The sequence below is a fragment of the Marinobacterium nitratireducens genome (assembly GCF_014645375.1).
Classification (GTDB): Bacteria; Pseudomonadota; Gammaproteobacteria; order Pseudomonadales; family Balneatricaceae; genus Marinobacterium_A; species Marinobacterium_A nitratireducens.
Genome location: NZ_BMLT01000003.1, coordinates 607,872 through 631,498, shown reverse-complemented (window position 1 = coordinate 631,498; position 23,627 = coordinate 607,872). Strand labels below are relative to the sequence as shown.

1 protein-coding gene is annotated in these 23,627 nt (G+C 62.9%); it reads left to right on the top strand.

Translation table 11 applies throughout. The features are described 5' to 3' along the window. The first annotated feature begins 15 nt into the window (after positions 1–15). On the top strand, positions 16–23,451 hold the full coding sequence (locus IEX85_RS08260; RefSeq protein WP_229721838.1) for a hypothetical protein: 23,436 nt from the start codon (positions 16–18) through the stop codon (positions 23,449–23,451). Positions 23,452–23,627 lie beyond the last annotated feature (176 nt).

Below are 23,627 nucleotides of genomic sequence, written 5' to 3'. Positions count from 1 at the left end.
ATCTTCGCGGTCCTGGTGGCGGCGTCGATCGCCGGCGGCGGCGCCGGTGCCTTCTCGCTCAACCTGACGGGCGCCGGCGTCTACGCCAACAACAGCATCGGCGGATCGCTGCTGGCGAGCATCGAGGGTTCCAGTGTCGACACCGCGGGCGCGGTCAGCGTTTCGGCCGTCAACTACGATGACGATGCGACGGACGGCATGAGCATCACCTCGGTTGGTGTGGCCATCGGTGTCTCCGGCGGTGGCGCGGGTGGCGTGTCGGTGAATATCGCCATTGCAGGCGTGGTCGCCTTCAACACCATCACCCATGCCATCGAAGCCAGCATCGAGGGGGCTTCGGTACTGTCGGGCGGCGATGTCAGCGTTACGGCGGAGAACCGGGCCGGAATCCTTGCCGAACTCGGTGCGGTCTCGCTGGCGGCCGGCGGTGCGGGGGCCGGTTCCATCAATGTTTCCGTCGCAGCCACCTACGCCGAAAACATCCTGGGCGGCGGGCTGCTGGCGACCATCGACGCGTCTACGGTGAACAGCAGCGGCGGCGAGGTGACGGTCGATGCCTTCGCCAATGCCAGCGTCGAGGCTTATGCCCAGTCCGTCGGCGTATCGCCCGGCGGTGCCGGCGGCGTTTCTATCAACGTCGCACTGAGTGTCGTCGCGGCGACCAACATCAGCGGTAATACAATTGAAGCCAGCATCAAGGGAGGCAGCGATGTCGACGCCAACGATCCGACCAATGGCGCCGTCGCGGTCAGCGCCACGGATGTATCGGGTATTACGGCAGCCCTGACATCGGCCTCGATTTCCGCCGGCGGCGCAGGCGCCGCGTCGTTCAACGTGGCAGGCGCCTTCGTCTATGCCAGTAACGCGATGTCGGTGAGCACCGATTTCGACTGGAACGGCGACGGCGTCATCGACGTCGACGACATCCATGCCGGGCTGGTGATTCTCAACAGACTGCAGGACCTGCAGGCTGGCGAGGATGGCGCCCTCGGCGTCCAGCCGGGCAACGACGGAGAGCCCGGGACCGGCGACGACGTGATGGATGACCTGACCACGGACCAGGCCATCGATGCCCTCACTGGCATGGACGTCTTCGCCGACGGCCAGCCGGATGCAGCATACAAAGCGGCGCTCAAGAGCCGGATCGGTTCGAGCTTCGACATCAATGGCGACGGCGGCATCAGCTTCCTCGACCTGCTGACCACAGTCGACCCGCTCGACGATGTCTCCATCGGCAACACCCAGACGGCCACCATTTCCAATTCGCAAGTGGATACCGGCGGCACTGTGACCGTCTCGGCATCCACCTACGATGCCGACAGCGCCGATGCCATGTCACTTGAGGCTTATGGTATCGCTCTGGGGATAGGTGGCGGCGGCGCCGGGGCCGTCTCTGTCAATATTTCCGGCGCCGGCGTGGTCGCTTTCAACCAGATCAACAATGCCATCGAAGCCAGCATCATCGGCAGTACGGTCAGTGCGGCCGACGATGTCGACGTTCATGTCGAGGACCAGGCGCACATCCTGGCGGAACTGCTGGCCGCATCGCTGTCGCCGGGGGGCGCAGGTGGCGGGTCCATCAATATCGCGGTCTCCGCGACCTCCGCGGAAAACACGCTCGGCGGCAGCCTGTTGGCGACCATCGACGATGCGACCGTCGCCAGCACCGGTGGCGCGATTACCGTCGACGCCTTCTCAGACAACAGGCTCGAGTCCTATGGCCAGGCGGTTGGCGTATCGCTCGGCGGTGCCGGATTCGTGTCCTTCAACATTGCCTTTGCCGCCGTTGTCGCTGCCAACACCACGACCAATTCGGTGGAAGCGAGCATCAGGGGCAGCGACATCGATGCCAACGATGTGACCAACGGCGCGGTCACCCTCAGCGCCCGGGACCTCTCCGACATCGTCTCGGTACTTACGGCGGCAAGCATATCGGTGGGCGGTGCCGGTGGACTGTCCTCCAATCTGTCATTTGCACTGACCCTGGCCGAAAACAGTATTGGCAGTACGCTGCTGGCGAATATCGACGATACCGATCTCGACACTGCCGGGAATCTCAACATATCCGCCTCCACCTACGACCTGGGCCTGGCCGACCGCATGAGCATCACGGCGACAGGCGTGGCCGCAGCCGTCACCATCGGCGGCTCGGGGGGCGTGTCCGTCAATGGCTCGGGGACCGGTGTCGACTCGAGTATCACCACGACCAATACCGTCGTGGCTTCCGTCACCGGCGGCAGCGATATCGATGCCGGGGGGGATGTGTTCCTGTCGGCCCATGACGGGGCGACCATCGAAGCCACCCTGGTCGCCGCCTCCATCGCGACCGGCGGCGCCGGCGGCGTTTCGGTGACCCTGTCGGTGGCGGTGTCCACGGCAGAAGTCTATTTTGGCACCCTTACCCGGGCGGCCATCGACGCCTCCGCTGTCACTTCCAGTGGTGGCGTGTCGCTCACCGCTTTGTCGGATGGCTCCGTCAAGGTATATGGCATCGGCGTCGGTGTGGCGGCCGGAGGCTCCGGTGGCGGGTCGGTATCCGGCTCCGTCGCAGGCTCTGTCGCCCGCAGCGTTTCGACCAATATCACCGAAGCCGTGATCTCCGGTGGCGCGGACGTCGATGCGCTCGGTGGTGCGGTGAGCCTGAGTGCTACCGACTCGACCTCGCTCGACCTGGACGTGCTGGGCATATCGGTCAGCGCCAGCGTCAGCTCCGTCACCGTCAATGTGTCCGTGGCCTTCGCCAGCGCCGAGACGCAGCTCTCTGGCACCGCACGCACCAAGGTCGACAACAGCGACGTCAACGCCAGCGGCGATGTGACGCTGGATGCCATGGCGGACGGCGTCATCGAAGTGACCGGCAAGGGCATCGCGGTGAGCGTTACCGCGGCGGCGAACATCGGTATATCGGGTGCGGGCTCCGGCTCTGATGTGACCGGATTTATCGGCCAGACGGTCGAGTCGCTGATCGTCGACAGCGACATGGCCGACGGGCAGTCGGTGGTGGCCGGTGGCAAGGTGGATGTGACGGCCAAGGACAGCCTCGACGTGTTCCTCGATGCACTGGCGGCAGCGGTAGACTTCACCGTCGCGCCGGCATCCTTCGGCATTACCATAGCGGCGGCGCTGGCCAGCACCAACCTGGCCGGAGTCACGCGGGCAGGCGTTCGCAACAGCCTTGTCGATGCCAATGGCGGTAATGTGAAGATCGAGGCCACGTCCGAAAGCCTGGTGCAATCGACTCCGGACGCCATAGCCGTTTCAGTGCAGGCTGGCTTTGGCCTCTCCGGCACAGGATCGGGCGCAAACGCCACCAACCGGGTGACCCGGGCAATCGAAGCCTTTATCGTCGACAACTCTGATGTCACGGCATCGGCATCGGTGATCGTGGCCGCTCACGACAATTCCGATGCCATAGCCAAGGTCGACTCCGTTGCGGTCAGTGCCGGCTTTGCCGGCGTGGCAGCCGGAGTGGGGCTGGCCAGCAACTTCCTGACGTCGACGACCGCGGCCCATGTGTCTGACAGCTCGGTGCATGCGGAGGGCGGGTTTATCCGTATCGATGCGGATGCGACACAGGACGTCAACGCCGACGCCAGCGTGGTCGCGGTGACCGCCACCCTTGCCGGTGCCGCGGCCGCCGGTGGTCACGCTCAAACGCATCTGGATTCGACCGTCGAGGCCTTTGCCCATAACGCCAGCCTGACGGCCAGCGGCAATCTGTTCATCGACGCCGACAGCGATCACAAGGCGCGGGCCAAGACCTTTGGCTTCGGCGCCGCCGTTGGCTTTGCCGTTTCGACGATGATCAGCGAAGCCTCGGTCGGCGGCGAGACGCGCGCCTATGCCGACGGCACGACCACGATCAACGTCAACACGAGAGCCGAAATCACCGCCGATTCCATCGCCGAGGCACTGCCGGATGCGGATTCCGTGGCGGTAGGCCTGATCGGCGGCGCCATCGCCATGATCGATGCCGATGTCGATCGGGTGACGGAAGCCTATGTCGGCACGCCCTACTGGACGACACCGACTGCGACAACGACGCTGTTGCTGGGCACGGACGATCTGCTGGTGCGTGCCAAGTCGACGCTTACCGCGAATGCCTCGCCCCTGAATATAGCGTTCGGCCTCTACGGGGCGGCGGGGGTGACCTATTCCACTGCCAATATCAGTGGCGCGACCCTGGCCTATGTCGGCGAAAACACCACGGTGCTGGCCGGGGAGCTGGATCTCGTCGCCCGCAGCATCGAGGAGGCCTCGGCGAATAACGTCACCGGTTCCTTCGGCGGTGTAGTCGATGTCACAGTTTCCGATGCCCGGGCTGTGATCGAGAGCGCGACCGAGGCCTTCACCGGCGCCCGGGCCGGGGCGCATTACTCCAGCGACGATACGGTCAATGAACTGCTTACCGGCGAGCGGGTGCTGCTGGCCAGCGATATCGGCGGCGCCAAAGCCGGTGAGGTGTACGAATATATCGGCCCTGACCGTCTGGATCCGTTCAATGCCCTGGCCGACTATGCGCTCGGTGCGGAGAACTACGGCGATGCCGGACAGTGGCAGAAGGTCGTGCCGCAGGCCGGTTCGACTGTTATCACCCTGACCGATGCAGGCAACGGCGACGGCACTCTGGTGATCGACGCAGATGGCTCGCGCGCGGCAACAGCAAGCGCCAGTGGCGTTTCCGGCAGTCTGGGCGTCAATGTCGATGTCTACAAACCGACCGCGATCGCCGCCGGCAGCGTGCTTGCTTATGTCGGTGAGGGCTCGAACGTTACCGCAGACGACCTGACCGTCACGGCCGATGCCATTGCCGGCGCGCCGGATCCGGCGATGGTCGGCATGACCGCCAATGCCACGGTTTTCTCCATCGGTCTGGCCGGTTTCCTGAACCTGGCGTATCTGGAGTCCCTGGCTTCGGTCGAAGGCGAGGTCGAGGCCTTTATCGGCGTACAGGCCCGGCAGCTGGCGACAGATGCGGCAACGCCGGTACTGAATATCTCGGGCACCCAGGCCTCGGACGGCGATATCAAGGTGCATGCGGATGCGGAAATGGCGGCGACCGCCGATGTGAAGGGCGGCACCGGTACCCTGGGGATCAGCGTCGATCTGACGAAGCCGACCGCCAAGGTTTCCGGCAGCACCCGCGCCTATGTGCGCGAAGGTAGCGACCTCACCTCCGATAGTCTGCTGGTCGAAGCCGGCAATCTGAGCGCGGACCCCGACAGCCGGGTCCGCTACCTCGCCACCGCGACCAGCTTTACCGTCGGCTTCTCGGGCTTGGCGGGCGTCAGTCTGATCGACGCCTCGGCGACGGTCGACGGCGCGGTCGAGGCGTTTGTCGGCACTCCGATAGGGCAAAGCGTGCCGGCCGGCCTTAGCGGTCAGGTCGATGTCCAGGACAGTGTCCGTATACTGGCCGCCTCGGATATGGATGCGGTCGCGCGGGTCGACAACGGCAATGTCTCCCTGGGCATTACCCTGTCACTGGTGTCGACTGATGCCGATGTGGCCGGCGATACCCGGGCATATGTGGGGCAGGGCGCGAATATCCTGACCCATAACAACGACCTCGACCTCGATGGCTTCAGCGGTCTGGATATCGATGCGGATGGCGATTACGACGCCTCGGCCAAGGCGCTGATCGTCGGCGCCAGCGTGGCCGGCGGCGGTGCGGATCATGATTCCTACGCGGTGGTCAGCGGCAGTGTCGATGCCCACGTCGGCGCCGCAGCAGAAACTGCGGCCAGCAACAATCTCGGCTTTGTGGATGTGCAGGGCGGCAGCGTGGCGATCAATGCTGTTGCCGACATGCTGGCGAAACCGGAACTGACCGGCATCGGTCTGGCCGGTGGCGTATATATCGGCAATTACGAATTGCTGGGCGAGGTGACCGGTAATGTCCTGGCCTATATCGGCGAGGGTGTGGACGTCGATGCCGGCAACGTCGCGATCCTGGCCGATGCAACGCAGATGATGGCCGATACGCAATCCGTCGCGGTCAATATTGCCGGTCTGGTGGCCGCTTCCATCGTCGAGGCGACCTCCACGGTATCCGGCAAGGTGGACGCCTTTATTGGCGCCTACGCCACCCGCGATGCAGCTGATGCTACCACCGACGTCGACGTCAATTCCGGCGACATCAGGGTGTTCGCCGATGCTTACATGTACGCCAGGGCTAAAACCGATGGCGGCGGCTTCTCAGGCCTTGCTTCGATCAGTTCGTTCAAACCCACGGCCCTGGTATCCGGATCCACCAGCGCCTATGTGCGCGATGGCGTCAATATGGATGCCGGCAGTCTGCAGGTGCGGGCCGGCAATGGCGCCGCCGACCGGGTGACCTACAAGGCCGAGGCGACTTCCGTTACGGTCAATATCTCCTTTGGCGGCACGGTTCAGGATCTGGCCGCTTTCGCCACGGTCAGCGGTACCGTGGAAGCCTATCTTGGCGCGCCGGATGCGCGCACCGGCGGTGGCCAGGCCGGGGCGAAACTGGATGTCAGCGATCTGACCACGCCGGTGATCGTGACCGCGAAATCGGATATCGATGCCATCGCCAAAACCGAAGGCGGTGGCGGTGGGGTAGGCGTATCCGTCGCACTCTACAAACCGACGGCGGTTGCCGGTGGCACTACCCGCGCCTTCGTCGGCGACGGCGCCGAATTGTGGGTCGGCGGCGACGGCCTGACCCTGCTGGCCGACGGCGATGCGAAGTCGGATGCCACCTTGCTCAATATCGCCATTGCGGGCGGCGCGTCGGTCGGGGGCCTGAGCCCGGTTGCGCAGACCACCAATGTCGTCGAGGCCTATGTCGGCCGGAACGTCGATGCGGCGCAAAACAGCCAGATTACGGTTCTGATCAAGGGAGCCGGTGGCAGCGGCCGGGGCGATATCGATATCGATGCCAAGGGCAGCAGCGAAGCCCTGGCGGTCGCCACCAGCTTCAACTTCGCCGGTGGTGCCTCGGTGTCCCTGATTCGCGCCGATTCGGACCTGTTGGGCGCGACCCGGGCCTACATCGGTAAGCGGGTCGACCTGACCGCCGGCACCGTCGATATCCTGGCTGACGAAATCAAGGCGGTTTCCACCGCCCGGATGGACGGCGCGGCGGCGGCTCTGGTCGTCACCGTCTCGGATATCAAGGTTGAGGCGGCGGCGAGTCGCGAGACCGAAGCCTTTATCGGCAACTATGCCGATATCGACCTGACCGGCCATTCCATCAGCTTACGCGCCAATACCAATACAGGGTCGGACCTGGCCAATGCCGAAATCAATTCCGGCAGTGGCGCCGGTCTTGCCAACATTTCCCTGATGGACGCATCGGCCCGGGTGGGTCTGGTGGATGCCGAGGATGCATCGAGCCAGGCGTCGGCAACGCGCGCCTACGTCGGCAATCATGTCGAGCTGGATGCGGTGAACCTGACCCTGGATGCGGATGCGAACACCTCGGCGGATGCCGAAGTGGACGCACCGGTCACCATCGGCGGCATCGCCAACGTTACCCTGACCAATGTGATCGGCACAGCGGCTCACGATACCGAGGCCTATGTTGGCAACGATGGTGATCTCAACCTGACCGGCTGGTTGAAGGTGACCGCCGATGCAGAGACAACGGCAACGCCCTCGGCCAATCGCGCCGGCGGCAGTTTCGGCGTCGATTTCGGCGATACCGATGTCACTACCCTGATTGACAGCGACACCAGCGCCTGGATCGGCGACGGCACCGACGTCAATGCGACCTGGGTGAAGTTGTGGGCGAAAGCGACCCATGACGCTCAGGCCAATATCGAATCCCTGGGGATTGCCGGCATTCTGTCGATTGCGAGCCTGGATGCAGTGGCCAAGGACACCGGTACCGTCAATGTGCGCATCGGTTCCACCGGGGCCGGCAGCTCGTCCGACCGCACCCATATCACCACCACCAGCTCCCTCGGGATCGATGCCGACGCCATCATGGACAGCACCGTGATTGCGGAACCGGAAGCGAACAACTTCGGCCTGGTCGGTGCCGGTGTGGTCAAGGCCACGGCCTATAACGCCGCGCAGGCGACCGGGCGCATCGGTGGCTGGGTCGATCTTGATGTGCTGGCCGGCGATTTCGATATGCTGGTCGAGGTGATCGGCCTTGCCAAAGGGGCGGCAACGGCAACGGCCGGTGGCTTTGGCGCCATTACCTCGTCCACCGCGGATGTCGATTTCGACGCCAGGGCGAAACTGACGGTCGGTGAAGACGGCAATATCGATGCCTCGTCCTCGACCGGCGATGTGCGTCTGACCGCTAGGGTCAACCATAACGGCAGCAACTACCTGACCTCGGACAAGGGCGCTATTGGCTCAGCCAACAATATCGCCGTCGGTCTGGCGTCGGTTACCACGGCCAATGTCAATGTCGATGCCAACTCCTCGGTCGAGATCGAAGTCGGCAAGGATACCCGTTTCAACACCGGCGGCGGCGATGTCATTATCAAGGGGCTGCATGCGAATACCGCCGTCGGGGCCCTGAGCAGCAAGGGTTTTGGCCTGGTGGCGGTGACCACCGGTAATGTCCGACCGGTGGCGGACGGCTCGACCACCGTCAAGTTCTATGGCGATGTCGGTAACGGCAGCAGTACCAGCGTCCGAGACTTTACGCTCAAGGCCGAGGCGCTGGTTCAGGCCACTGGCAAGATGACCTCGGTCAGCGGTGGCGCCATCCAGGTTTCGGGCGGTAACGCCAACGCTACCGCGCATTCCGATCTCAGTGTCGATATCGGCGCCAGCGGCTCCGATGTCTTCGTCACCCGCGATATTCTGGTGCGCGGCTATCAGAATACCGACGTTGTGGCGCGCGGCTCGGGCAGCGGCGTTGGCGGTATAACCGTCAACTCGCTGAGGGCCAACGCCACGGCGACCTCGATCTTTGTCGATGCCGATATTCTTGGCGGCAGCCTGCGCGGGCGGGACGTTACCCTGGAGGGCATTTCCGACGTCGATGCACTCGCCAATGCCTCCCATACCAGCGGCGGGGCGATCACGGTCGGCACCACCCATGCCAATACCTATGCGCGCCATCAGGTGGAAACCCATATTCATGGCGGCAGCATCACGGCTCAACGCGATGTCGAGATCTTTGCGACCGGCGCGATCAAGGCCAATTCGGTGTCCGCTACCAACGGCTCCTTCAGCGGGGTCAGCGATGCCGATGCCAATGCCTATGTCGACGTCGACTACGATGTCATCACCAGGGTCAACGGCTCGGTTTCAGCGTTGCGTACGATCCTGATAGAAGCGCGCAGCGATGTCGATGCCGATCTGGACGTGCGGGCCAACGCCACCGCGATCGCCGGCTTTGCCGATGCGGACGGCACCATCAATATCGGTGCCAGCAACGACCGGTCGGTGACTCAGACCGTGCTCGAAGGTGGCGCCGACCTGACCGGTAACACCGTGGTGGTATCGGCCCAGGCCGGGACCCAGCTCAAGGTCGACTCCAGCGATGGTTCGGTCGTCACCGACAACAGCGGCCCGGTCACGCAATGGAACGCCAATGCCTATGCGCTGTCGGACACCAAGGCCTTCCCGGTGGCCGACTCGACCGCAGATGCCTATGCCAATGGCTGGGATATGGTGGAAACCATCCTGCACGATGGGTCCTCGATCGTCTCGAACGAGGATATCACCGTGCAGTCGAAGCACCGGAACACCTCGGTGTTCGCGCATGCGGTCTCGAAATACAACGATTACGACAATGCCCTGGCGAATGCCATTTCGGCGGTTCTCGAGGTCCTGAACCCGATCCCGGTACTGGTGGAACCGACGGCCTCGTCGACCTATAACGATCTGACCCGGGTCAGCGGCCGCTACGGCTCCTTCCTCAAGGCGTCCGATGTTTTCGTCCTGGCGGACAGCAACGCCTCGGTGACCCGCGATGCCGACCGCGAAACCAACCTGCCGGATCTGAGAATCTGCATCGGCGCCGGCGATGCCAAGGTCTGCTTCAACTTCCTCAATGTGAATGGCAGCGAGAAGGGCAGTGCTTCGAAGACAGTGGCGCGGCAGATCTTCTGGGAATCCCACGTCGCGCTGCTGGGCGAGCCGAATCCGGAACTGGTGGTCGACGAAAATGGCGTGATCACCACGCTGACCAATATCGAATTCCTGGGCGAGAATGCCGGCAAGAAAGTCGGCAATACGCTGGATGACTACAACGGCGACAAGCAGGTCATTCTCGATGACATCATCTATGACGAAGCCGGCAAGCTGACCTTCTACGCCAACGATGTCTCCGGCAGTCCGCAAGGTGTGATCTGGGGCAACCATGGTCTGGTCGAGAGCCAGCGTTCCTGGGACTACGTCAAGATCATCAACTATTCCGAGTTCGATCTGGTCATCAACCATATCGACGCCATCGACAGCTCATCGGTGGTCGATATCATCGTCGACGATATCAAGTTCAACGCAGCCTCGACCAATAATGTGTCGCTGAATCCCGAGGTGATCGGCGATACCTTCGAGTTCGACGTCAATCTCCGGTATCCGCAATCGATCGTCGAGATCCGCAATCTTATCGCCGGCGAAAACGACGACAGCGACATCATCCTGCTCGGCGGTATCGAAAACACCATCGGCACGACCATTATCGAGAACCAGCGCGGCAATATCCGCGTCGACGAACGCGATCTGGTGGCCGAGCAAGACGCCATGATTCCGGCGATCTTCGACGAAGGCCTGATCCGCACCAATGTGCTGGATGTGGACGCCAGCGGCGACATCGGCAATCAGAGCGCGCAGGGTGGCCGCAGCGCGCTGATGGTCGAACTGATGCGTATCACCCATGCGGTCGAGCGAGGTGACACCCCGACCTTGAGCGAGGTCCACCTGGAAGCGGATGCCGACGGCGATACGGTGCTGGATATCACCCTGCACGACCGTTCGGTCGATCCGGCCGAGGAGTCCCTGGAGGTGATCATTGAACGCATCACGGCCGGTGATGATATCGATGTGGTGATCAACGACTCCCGGGCCGGCGACGTTCTGTCCGATATCGACGGCCTGACCGTGCGGACGCTGGAGCCGCCGCTTCCCGGGGGCGTTACCCTGCCGTTGCCGCTGGATATCAGCGGTCTTGGCATCACCACCAATTCACCGAACCGGACCGGCGAATACTTCGATCATTTCAGCCCGGATGTGACGGGCGAATCCTTGTATAACTTCATTCGCCGCAGCCTCGGCACTGAATATGACGAAGTCGACAGCACCTATTTCTTCCTGGAGGCGCGGGCAGGGGACGATATCGATATCGGCCATGTCAATGGCACCGATGTCTATGCCGGCGCGGAAAACCGCACTTATGCGACGACATCGATCGGCGGCGCGCCTTACGGTGCCAGTGTCGTCAATGATGTACCTGATACCACGGTCAACTTCGATATCAATACCGATGTCGCCTGGGATGACGGCAACCCGCCGGACGGCACGCCGCAGATCTTCCTGACCACCAACGGTTCGATCCTGGCCAAGGAAATTACCGGCGATATGCTGGTCGGCCATATCAACTCCACCGGTGCCGACGTCGAACTGCGCTCCGGTGCCCGCATCCTCGACGCCGACGGCACGCCAAGCGTGGATGTCAGCGGCGTCAATATCCTGATGTCGACCGGCGTCAACGCCTCGACACCCGATTTCACCACGCCCGTGTCGAACAGCGGTATAGGGACGCTGGGCAACTGGCTCGAAATCAACGTCGACCGAGTCGCCGACGATGGCACCGGCGCGCTCTACGCCTTCGATACTACATTTGCCAATCGGGGCATCTTCATCGACGAGCTCTTCGGCGACCTCCAGGTCGGCACGGTCTTCAGCCGCGGTCACGTGGCCCTGCGCACGGTCGACGGATCGATCTTCGATCACGAATCCAGCGCACGGCTGCTCGCCAATGGCGTCGTGGACCTGACTGGCGACGAGGCCTACGAGACGAACTTCCTCTCCGGTATCCTGCTGCAGACCGCGGACGTGATGGGCAAGGCGATCGACCTCGATGCCAACGGCACCGGGTCCGATATCGGCCAGTTGCTCAACGATCTCGAGATCGACTCGCGGCGCGGCTCGACCGCGGCGGGGCTCGGCGCGGGCGGCGACGATGTGGCGCTCGAGGCGACCGACGACATCTACCTTGCGGAAGTCGCTGACGAACTGCGCCTCGTCCTGGCCCATACCTACACGGGTGACATCCGCCTGACGGTGTGGGAAGCCAGTGGCGCGACGGACGAAACCTCGAACCTCCTGCTGATCGACAGTGGCTTCGCGAACTTTGCCGAAAGCAAAGCCCGTCAGCTACACAACGACGATCCGCGCACCATCAGTCAGGGGACGATCTTTGCCGAGCTTGGCTCGGTGACCCTCTGGGTGGGCGACGACATCGCGACGGACGAGAACGCCCGGATCATCGCCGCCACCACCTATGCCAACGATGGCACCCCGGCGAACGACGCGAGCATCAGCATCCTCGGCGATGCGAACGCCCTGGACGGCCTGCTGTCGGCCCTCGATGCCGACCCGACCTTCGGCACCGAGATCATCCTGCGCGGCGCCCTTATCGCGGGCGCCGTCCTCACAACGCCCGGCACGAAGAAGGGCACGGTTGCAGCCAACGACGACAGCGACAACCCGGTCGGCGTCGCTGTTCCCTATATAGAGTCCCCGCAGTTCGTGACTACTATCTTCGGTAACGATGACGCCGACATCTTCCAGTTCGGCGACGCCTCCGGGGTCGGGGGGGGCACAAACCCCGATGAGTCGGGCTACATCTTTATCGGCGCCAAGACTCGCGTATACGGCAGCCAGAACGCGACCGACTCGACCGGCGACGACGGTGAAGACCGCTTTATCGTCTATTACCTGCAAGACGCCAACGCCCAGACCGGCCCGAACATGACCACTGCGGCCGAGCATACCCTGACGCTGGACGGTCAGGCCGATACCGATTACTACGCCGTCTATACCCTGGGCTCGAATGGTCCCGATCAGCGCAATTACGTCATCAATATCCTCGATACCGGCGAGGCGGACGACGGCGTCGACGAAGCGACGATTATCGGCCGTGACAGCAGCGGCAGTGACGGCGACGATATCTTCCTGCTGCGTACCGCGGCCTTCCTGCCCAACGAGACCTCGGACCGCCCGGGATACGTCGCGCTGCTGCACGGCAACCTCGACGAGTACCAGGACGTGGTGCAGAACAACGAGGACAGCAACGAAGTCCAGCGCATCAACTACGATACCGGTCTCAACGGCCGCCTGACGGTCGAAGGGCGGGCCGGCAACGACGCCTTCTTCACCGACGACACCTCGGTGATCGTGACCCTGGACGGTGGCGCCGGCGACGACCAGTTCCAGATCGGCCAGATCTTCGGTGCCAACCGAAACGAGACGATGGGCAACCTGCTGCCGCAGGATATTTTCCCCGATCTGGTCGCCACCACCCGCGGCTGGCTCTCGCCCGGCATCTCGGCGCCACTGGTCGCCCAGGGCGGCAGCGGCAACGACGAGTTCCGCGTCTACTCCAACCAGGCCGAGCTGCGGCTCGAGGGTGACGACGACAACGACCTCTTTATCGTCCGCGCCTTCGCCCTGGCCGCCACCACCGACTTCGACTGGAACGGCGACGGCAAGATCAACAAGGCGGACCTGGATGCCGGCGTGGCGATCCTGCAGGAAGCGTTTGAAAACGGCGACCTGTCCGCCGACACCAACGGCGACGGCGGTATCAACTACCTTGATCTGCTGCTGACGCCGGAGACCACAGACGATGTCATCGTCCTCGACGACAACGGCGTCGCCACGCCGCAGATTGGCCTTGGCTTCTCGGTCGCCCAGGCGCCGGATATCCGCGCCGGCGGCGGTCAGGACGAAGTGCGCTACAACATTAACGCGCCGGTATCGGTCGAGGGTGGCGCCGGATTCGACAAGCTGGTGATCCTCGGCACCGAGTTCGCCGACGATATCGTCATTACCAAGGACGGCATCTTCGGCGCCGGCCTGAACGTGCGCTACGCCACCATCGAGGTGGTCGAGGTCGACGGTCTCGAGGGCGACGACGAGTTCTTCGTCCAGTCCACGGCCTTCGGCGTCGCCTACCGCGTGATCGGTGGCCTCGGCTCCGACACCATCAACGTCACCGGTGACGTCACCGAGGACATCATCACCCGCGAACTCGAGGGCGTTTCCGGCGCCGTCGATCACCTGGTGACTTCGGACGACGTGCTCTACAACGGCCTGGTGGTCGACGGCTTCGACTACAACGTTTCCACCGCGCTCGAGGGCCTGGTGGTGATCAATGAAGAGGCGACCAACAACGGCAGTACCATCGTGCGCGAGGAGTCGGAGCAGCTGGATCAGTTCGCCGACTTCTACACCCTGCGCCTGTCGCAGGAGCTCGAGCTGGGTGATGTGGTCTATGTCACCGTCTCGGCGGCCCGTTCGCCGCAGGAAGAGCGCGACGACCTGCTGAACAACCCGGCACCGCTGAGCGATGGCGCCGGCGACAGCATCTGGCTGTCCACCGACCCCATGTCCGGCTTTTTCACCAATACCTACGCCGGCCTCGAAACGACCGCCGACGATGCCTTCATGCATCAGGTGGTGATCGATGGCCAGACATTCTGGATTCCGGATCGCGCCCTGGTGCTTAAGTTCACCGCCGATGGCGCAGGCGACAGTTACAAGTGGGATGAGAAAGTCCCCGTTTATGTCTTTGCACCGGACGATTTCCGTGCTGAAGGCGACCGCGTCGTGGTGATCCAACACTCGGTGATCTCCAACGTCGAAGAGTATGATGCCGCCGACGTGCGCAACGTCGAGGTCCAGGTGTTCGACAACGACACCCCGGGGGTCTATGTCACCGAGGTCGACGCGAATGGCGACAACGACGGCCAGACCATCGTCATCGAGGGCGATGCGACGACCAGACTGACCGACGAGATCGAGTTGCAGCTGGCGATGGCGCCTTCGGACAACAGCACCGTTGTGGTCGACGTTGTCCTGAACGATGCCGCCGACAAGGCAATCAGGCTCAGCAGTTCCGATGCGCGTCTGGTCGTGCTCGCAACGCCCGAGCAAATCGCCGGCATGGATACGCCGGACGATACGTCCGACGACAAGTTCGTCGTGGCCAGGGCCACGTTCACCTACGTCGATGGTGTCTCGGATCCAAACTGGAATGACGCCATTTCGATACAGGTAGAAGCGCGCGACGACTATGTCCGCGAAGACCTGCAGATCGCAGTGATCGACTTCCAGCGTGGTGCAGGCACCACCGATGCCGACTACATCTTCCCGAACCTGCGCTCCGGCCTGCAGCTGCTCGATGTCGAGGTCTACGACAACGAGACCGCCGGTGCAGTGGTGCTCGAGAGCGGCGGCTCGACACAGCTGATCTACGATAACCCGCTTGGCAGTGGTCGCAACGATACCTACGAGCTGCGCCTGACCAAGGCGCCGGAAGAAAACGTGAAGGTGGCGGTGCTGACCGACGGCCTGGCCGATGTGGTCTCTATTGACGGCAGTGCAGTGACACCGGAGGACTACGAGTCTGTTGGCGGCTTGATACCGACCCAGGTCTACAACGGCAAGCTGGTCTACGGCAGCGGTGCCGGCAACCTGACGCTGACCCGTGGCACAGGCTCCGACCTTGGCGACTTCACCGATGACGGCATTTACGCTGGCCAGACGATCCGTATCGACGGCAGCGGCGCCAACGACGGCGACTATGAGGTGCTGTCGATCTCGCTGGATGGCAAGACGCTGACCCTGCTGGCGACCGACGCGGCTCCGTCGCAGTTCTCCGGCGAGTCCGCTGCCCCGGTCACACTGTCGAATCTCGCCTCGATGTTTTTCTTTGAAGGTGACGTTGGCTTCGGAGAGGAGCTGGGCGCCGATGCCTTCCCGGGTCAGTTCCTCGACCGCGATCTCTCCGGCGCTGCACAGGGCTGGCTCTCCGAGGGCTTCCTCGAGGGTATGTGGGTGCGGATCATCGACCTGAGCGGCGATGGCAACCCGGCAGTGGAAGCCAAGATCCAGCTGATCCGTGGCGACAATGACAGCCAGGATGCCAAGCTGCAGCTCATTAACGTGCAAATCAACGATACGCTCTACGATCTGAAAGACACCTGGCTTGGCGATGGTGTTGCCGATAGCGTACGAGTGGTGAGGATCGCACCGACCGCCGTCTTCACTGCAGCCAACTACCATCAACTGCAGGCGATCGAGCTCAAGGCGGACGAGAACTACATCGTGCCGCCGACCCGCGAGGGCGTGAAGATCTTCCCGGTTTCCACCCACCTGCTGTCCAAGCTGCGCGGACCTTTGGCCGTCGAAGGCGGTCCGGGCGGCGCCGACCGCTCGCTGACCGCGGGCGTCAAGCTGCCGGGCGAGAAGGACGCCTTCCTGATCGCCATCGGCGCCCAGCCGCCGGAAAGCCAGCAGATCGACGTGCTGAACATCTTCAACGACTCCAGCCAGGCGGACGGTACGGGCAGCATGACCGAAACCACGCTGCGCGGCTTCGGCATGTCGGATGATCTCGACTTCGGTCCGGTCAGCGGCCCGACCTTCGGCGAGGGTGACGGCGGCAATATAGTGGTGCTGGGCGGTATCAGCTTCGGCAAGATCAACCTGGGCTCGTCCGGTTACGATACCAATGGTGTCGAGAGCAGCATCGAGGTATTCAACCTGATGCTCGGCGAGGGCAATGACTACCTCGATGTCAGCGGCACCCTGAATCCGGCACCGTTTGTTTCGGCCGAAAATGCCTTCGAGACCACCTCTGTGCCGGTTCTGCCAAGTGCAGCAGCCGGTACCGTCGCCATTACCCTCGAAGGCTACGACTGGAAGGCGCAGGGCTTCCTGCCCGGCCAGACCGTCTATATCGAAGGCAAGGTCGGCAGCTGGACCGTGGTATCGGTCGAAGATCGCATCTATCTCGATGCTGACGGTCGCACTATCTATGTCGACGGCAATGGCGATGCGGTTTATTACGACGATACGCTCGACGCCTATGTCGACAAGGACGGTGTCGTGGTCGATGTCAGCGGCCTCGAGCCCATGCGCGACCCCAGTGACAACTCGATCCTGGTGCTTTCGGGCCCGGCGCTTAGCCTCGACGGCCTTAGCGATGTCCTGATCACCGCGATCGATCCGCTGGTGATCGACGAGGTGGGGTTCTCGGTTGCGCCAACGGAAGGAGGCGTAATCGTCACCCGCACGGATAACGGCGATGACTGGGAAACGCTTGGCTTCCTTGAGGGCCATCTGGTTTCGGTCGGCGGCTACGACGACGCGGTGCAGTACCGTGTGCTGGAGATCGACGGCAACAAGATGACGCTGCTTGGCGATACAGACCTGACGGCCGGCACCGAGATGTTCTGGGTCCAGGGCCCGCACGGCGGCCTGACCACGCTGCACGGCGGCGGAAATCTCTTCGTACAGACCTTGGGTGACTATGACGCTACCACGGTTGATAGCGATAACCTGCTGACCCGTATGGACGGACGCAACTGGCGGGATGACGGCTACGAGGTTGGCCAGCTGATTCAGGTAGGTGGCGAAGGTGAAACCCGCGAAATTCTCGCCATTGTCGATGCCAACCCGGCTCTGAAACCGGATGGAGAGTTCGCAACTTGGGGTAAAGGCTCAACGCTGATTCTGGGTGGCGCAGGCTTCGGCGGCGGCCTGATCAATGATGTCGATGTCCATCTGTCCGTACCAGAAACCACGGTCACCGAGGTCTCCCTGGTCACATTGGTGGTCGATACGTTGATTCGCGACGATGGCGGAAACTGGCTGACCGACGGTTTCGAAGTCGGACAGATCATCTATATCGACGGTATCCCCGGCGGCTTCACCATCAAGGAGGTCAACGAAACCGAGCTGGTGCTGGCGGGGGCCGCGCTGCACGACTGCATTATCGAGACCTCGACGGTCACCATTACCCGTACCGATATCACCAAAGATGCGGGTGCTGCGATCGGCGGCGACCACTTCGTCATCGTCAACAACGCGAACGGCGCCCTGGTCGGCGGCCCGCTGAGCCCGCTGGTGATCTACGGCGACACCAGCCAGGACGGCGCCTGGTACTCCGGCCACAGCTACGACCGCCTCGGTCAGGAGTTCGGCGAGAAACCGTTCGATCCGTTCCCCTGGCTGAGCGATGCCGAGAACGAGGACAACGAATGGGTCTTCCCGCTGGCCAACCCGTTCCGCTTCGCCGGTAACGATATCATCGACGCCTCCGGCCTGTTCGCGGGCTGGACCAACGAGGAGCTCGAAGCGCAGTTCATCACCGTCGGTATCACCGCCTACGGCGGCGCCGGCAACGACCTGATCATTGGCAGCCAGGCCGGCGATCACCTGGCCGGCGGCTCCGGCGACGATGTGATCCTCGGCCAGCGCGGCGTGGATCATATCTACGGCGACAGCGGTATCAACGTCGATATCCTGACCCGCGCGCTCCATATCGCGACCCACAACAACAGCCCGGCGCCGACCATCGACCCGAGCCTCGGCGCCAGCGACCAGACCTTCGCGCCGGTGCCGGTGCCGTACCCGGTGGCCGACAACCTGACCGCCGGCCGCGATTTCCTCGAAGGTGACGGCCGGGTAGGCGGTATCGATGCAGGTATCGCCGATCTGCAGAATATTATCTTCGGCGATCACGGCGAGGTGGTGCAGCTGGTGGCCGATCCGAACCTGCCCCCGGTACTGCTGCAGAAGATCCAGACCACCTCCCTCGATACGGTGCTCGAGATCAACTCGCTCGAGCCGCAGAACGGCGCCGACGATATTATCTTCGGCACCGCCATCGCCGACCTGCTGATCGGCGGCGGCGGCAACGATATGATCGACGGCCGCGAGGGCGACGATCTGATCTTCGGCGACAACGTCTTCCTGAGCCGTATGGGCGGTGACGACGGTGACCTGCTCGACGATATCAAGAACGCCCGCTTCCAGGCCCTGGCCGGCGCAGTGCTTTACTCGCGCACTGACCTGACGGCCGAGCAGATGGGCCTCGCCGCCATGGATCCGCTCTATGCCTACGCCGCCAGCGGTCCGGGTTCGCTCAACGAGTACAACTCGGGACGTCTGCTGACCGACGGCATTGCGCGCAACTACCGCGATCCGAACGGACCCCAGTGGTGGGCCGAGTACGAGATCGACTACGCCGTCTACCACACCTTCGCAATTAATGATGGCCTGGCGGGCGTCGGCAGCTTCGGCAACGACTACCTGGCGGGCGGTGCCGGCAACGACACCATCTTTGGTCAGCTCGGCAACGACGTGATCCAGGGTGACGGTTCCATCGACAGTGCGGTGGCCGGCATTGCCCATGTCGGCGCCGCCCGCAAGCCGGTGCGGGTCGATCCGGAAGATAGCGGCATCGACGACCCGGTCGGGGAACTGTTCGTGGTCGCCAGCTTCGAGGCGGCTTCGGACGGTGAGGACTATATCGAGGGCGGCGGCGGCAAAGACGTGATCTTCGGCGGCCTCGGTCAGGACGATATCGTCGGTGGCTCCTCGAGCTTCTTCAGCCTGGATGGCTATCATGCACAGCTGTTGAATCCGGACTGGACTGGTGCGGATCTACGACCGGACAGCAGCGACTGGCTGTTCGGCGGCGCCGGCACCCAGATCAACCGTAATAACGGTTTCGACCCGGACGCCGGCGAGGCTCCGAATGTGGATCAATTCGGCGCCGATATCGTGGTAACCGTCGATACGGACTACCAGGACAAACACGCGCGCGATTCGGATGCGATTGTCGGCGATAACGGCGATATTATCCGTATAGTCGGTATCAACGGCGACGACGTGAACCCGCACCCAGAGACCAACCCGCTGGCTCAGAACTACGTCACCTTCAACTACGACGACTACGGTACCGAGAAGATCGTCGTGCGCGGTATCCGCCTGCTGGATTACACCCCGGGCGGCCCGGACTACGATCCGGACAGCTTCTCGCTCGAAGAGGCCGAAGGCATGCGGCCGATGTTCAGCCTCGACTGCGATCCGGACCAGGGCATCTGGACCCGCTACGATATCGGCGGTAACGACGAGGTTCACGGCGAGACCGGCGACGACTTCATCTACCTTGGCGGCGGCTTCGATATCGGCTTCGGCGATGCCGACGACGACGATATCATTGGCGGCTGGGGCCACGACTGGATCTCCGGCGGCACCGGTATCGACGGAATCCTGGGCGACGACGGCCGTATCTTTACCAGCCGCAATACCGCCAGCCCGCTGCTGGCCGAAAGCCTGTACGGGATCGGGGCGCTGCTTGCGACCGACCCCGATACCCGCACCAGTCAGGGCAACGTGCTCAACGAACTGATCCGCACTCCAGGTAACGTCCAGAGCGAGTTGATCAACGTCGCCGGCGAGCTGAAGAAATCGGTCGACCTGACACCGTACAATCTGACGCCGGAAGAGCTCGGCGCCGCCGATCCGCGGCTGTCGAACCAAATGTTCGCCGACGACGTCATCTTCGGCGGCTTGGGCAAGGATTTCATCCACGGCGGCTCGGGTGACGACGCCATCAGCGGCGCCGAGGCACTGGAGGAATCCTACGCGCCGCGCTTCAACTCGGCCGGCGAGTTCATCGGGCTGATCCGCACCGACTTCTCGCGGCCCTACAACCCCAGCGATATCCTGCACTTCGGCGACGACTACGATGCCTGGAACTCGCCAAAACCGGTGCAGAGCCGGCTCGGCGAGTTCTTCCTCTACGACGAGTACGAGCCGCGCCGCGTGATCCTGTTCGATACCGACGCGGGTTCCGTCTGGAAAGGGGATCTAAAGGCTGACGGCTCATTGCCGGATCTTGAAAGCGACGGTCTCACCGGTGGCGAGCATTTGCTTCAGTACTTCCTCAACTGGAACAGCGACGAGGGCGTCAGCGTACTGGGTTACGTGGCCTTCAAGCCGGACGGCCGGACACCGGATCCGGATGTGCCCGAGCAGTACCGCCAGAGCGACGGCGACGATGTCATCTTCGGGGATCTGGGCAACGACTGGATCGTCGGCGGCACCGGCCGCGACCATATTTACGGCGGCTTCGGCAACGACCTGATGAACGCCGACGATGTCCTCGGCACCGTCAACCCCGACTACCCGCCGCACAACTCGCCGGGACAGCTGCCGCTCGGCGGCACCGACGAGACACCGGATACGCACCTGGTGTACGAGGACCGGGTCTTCGGCGGCGCCGGCCTCGATATCCTGATCGGCAACACCAAGGGCGACCGCCTGATCGACTGGGTCGGTGAGTTCAACAGCTTTATCGTGCCGTTCGCACCCTTCGGTATCGCCACCGTGAGCCGGCAGGTACCGCCGCATCTGTTCGACTTCCTCTTCGCCCAGGCCTTCAGCGATGGTGTGGACGTTACCCGCACCGCCGACACCGGTCAGCGCAACCACAACGACCGCTACTCCAATGTGGCCAAGCTGCAGGGCGGCATCAACGGCGAGATGGGTCTCGTAACCCAGCAGGATCACGGCTACTGGCAGGATCAGACCGGCGGTCCGACCGATCCTCAGGCCGGCAACGTACCGGGCGGTCGCCGCGACGTGCTGCGCACCTCCGACTTCAACAACGCCTCGATGGATCTGTTCGTACGCGATACCGGCAACTTCTCGGTCAGCGGCGGCCGCCTGCAGATTTCGGCGGCGAGCGGTGAGCAGGCGTCTGCGTTCTACAACCTCGATGACTACCTGCCGATCTACTACGAGGTCAGCGCGCTGATCCAGGTCGACAAGCCGACAGGCGGCGCCAAGGCCAACGGCTACATCATCTTCGACTACAAGTCGGATATCGACTTCAAGTACGCCGGTATCAATATCTCGACCAACAAGATCGAGATGGGCTATCGCGATGCCAGCGGCTGGCACGAGGTGGTTCAGTCGAACAAGCCGGTTCGGATCAAGCCGGGAGAACAATACGAGGTATTGATTGCCGTTAACGGCACCAACGTGACGCTGATTATTGAAGGCGTGAACTGGTTCTCCTACACCTTTGAGCCGCTGCTGGATCAGTACGGCAATCCGATCCCGCTCAACAAGGGCTATGTCGGTGTCGGCATGGATGGCGGTTCGGGCACCGTGGACAACTTCAAAGTCCAGATTCTGCCGCCGGAGATCACGCTGGAAGTCGAAGACAGCTTCGACAGCAGCGACACGGTGCTGGAGTCCGTCAGTGGTGACTGGGCAGTGGACAACGGCACCTACACAGGGGTAGCCGATACCACCGGTTACGCCGTCAGCCTGGTCGACCTGGGCGAGCCGCTGCGTGCCGACGCCTATCTCGAGCTGGAAGCGACTGTGGTCAGTACAGGAGTGGGGGGGATCGCCTTTGACTACTACGCCGAGGACGACTTCAAGTTCATCGCGATCGACGCGGCGAACGACAGCCTGCTGATCGGTCATGTCGATCCGAAACGGGGTCTGGCGATCGACATGACGCTCAATATTGCGTTGGCGGACGATGTCGACCACCACCTGAAACTGAGTTTTGTCGGCGCTTCCGTCAATATCACGCTCAACGGCAGCTTCGTCGCGACCTATGGTTTCAACGCCGGCGTCGTGGATGGCCGCTTTGGTTTGATGGTCAGCGATTCCGGAGCCGAGTTCGAGGACTTCCGCTTCGCGACCAACGATCCTAGGTTCGAAGGCCTGCAGATGCTGGCAGCCCAGGCAGCTTCCAGTGTGGTGACGGTACCGAAGCTCGAGGAAGACGATGCCGGGATGTTGCTCGATGCGGCCTACCAGGACTGGCTCGACAGCGGGCTGGTGACCGAAGCGGATCTGTCGGCGCTTGGCGATGTCGAGATCCATGTCGTCGATCTGGAAGGCGATGCCCTGGCCGAGGTCGACGGCAACGTCATCCTGGTCGATATCGACGCCGCAGGCTGGGGCTGGTTCATCGACAGTACCCCGGACGACGACAGCGAGTTCGATACCGCGGACGGTTCCGCATCGGGCATGATGGATCTGTTGACCGTGCTGCGTCATGAACTTGGACATCTGCTAGGCTACGACCATGACGGGCTGGCGGTTATGTCCGACTCTCTCGAGGCGGGGACCCGTCTCGAGATCGAGGGTGACCGCGAGGCCGTGATCCTTGAACCCAGCGAGCCGTCTACTGAGCAATACTCGTTGTTTGACGACGGGGATGGGGCTCCGTCCCCCGGGACCGCCGGTGGGAGTGAGGCCCTGACTCAGCCCGCATTGGGTTGGAATGAGTCCGATCCGGCGACCGATTCGGTTGTCCATGAGCCCGGATCGAGCGCAAAAGCGACTGTTCCGGAACAGCCCAAGCGTCGCTCGGCACAGGGCACCCTGGTCTTCGATGAGGAGACCGGCATGCTGGTCGAGGTAGAGGAGGCACCCTGGTATTTCGCGATGAAAGGGCGCGATGTCGCCTGAAAGGGATTTAAGTGCCGGGAGTCCTGTCAACGAAGGAGCTGACGGCAGGGCCGCCCTGAGCGACGGGAGATCCACAAAAGGCAAAGGCGCCGCATCCCGATGGGGGCGGCGCCTTTTTTGAGCTTGTGGCAGATTGGCGGGGGAATGCGCGGGCTGATTCGCCCACGGAGTGGGCT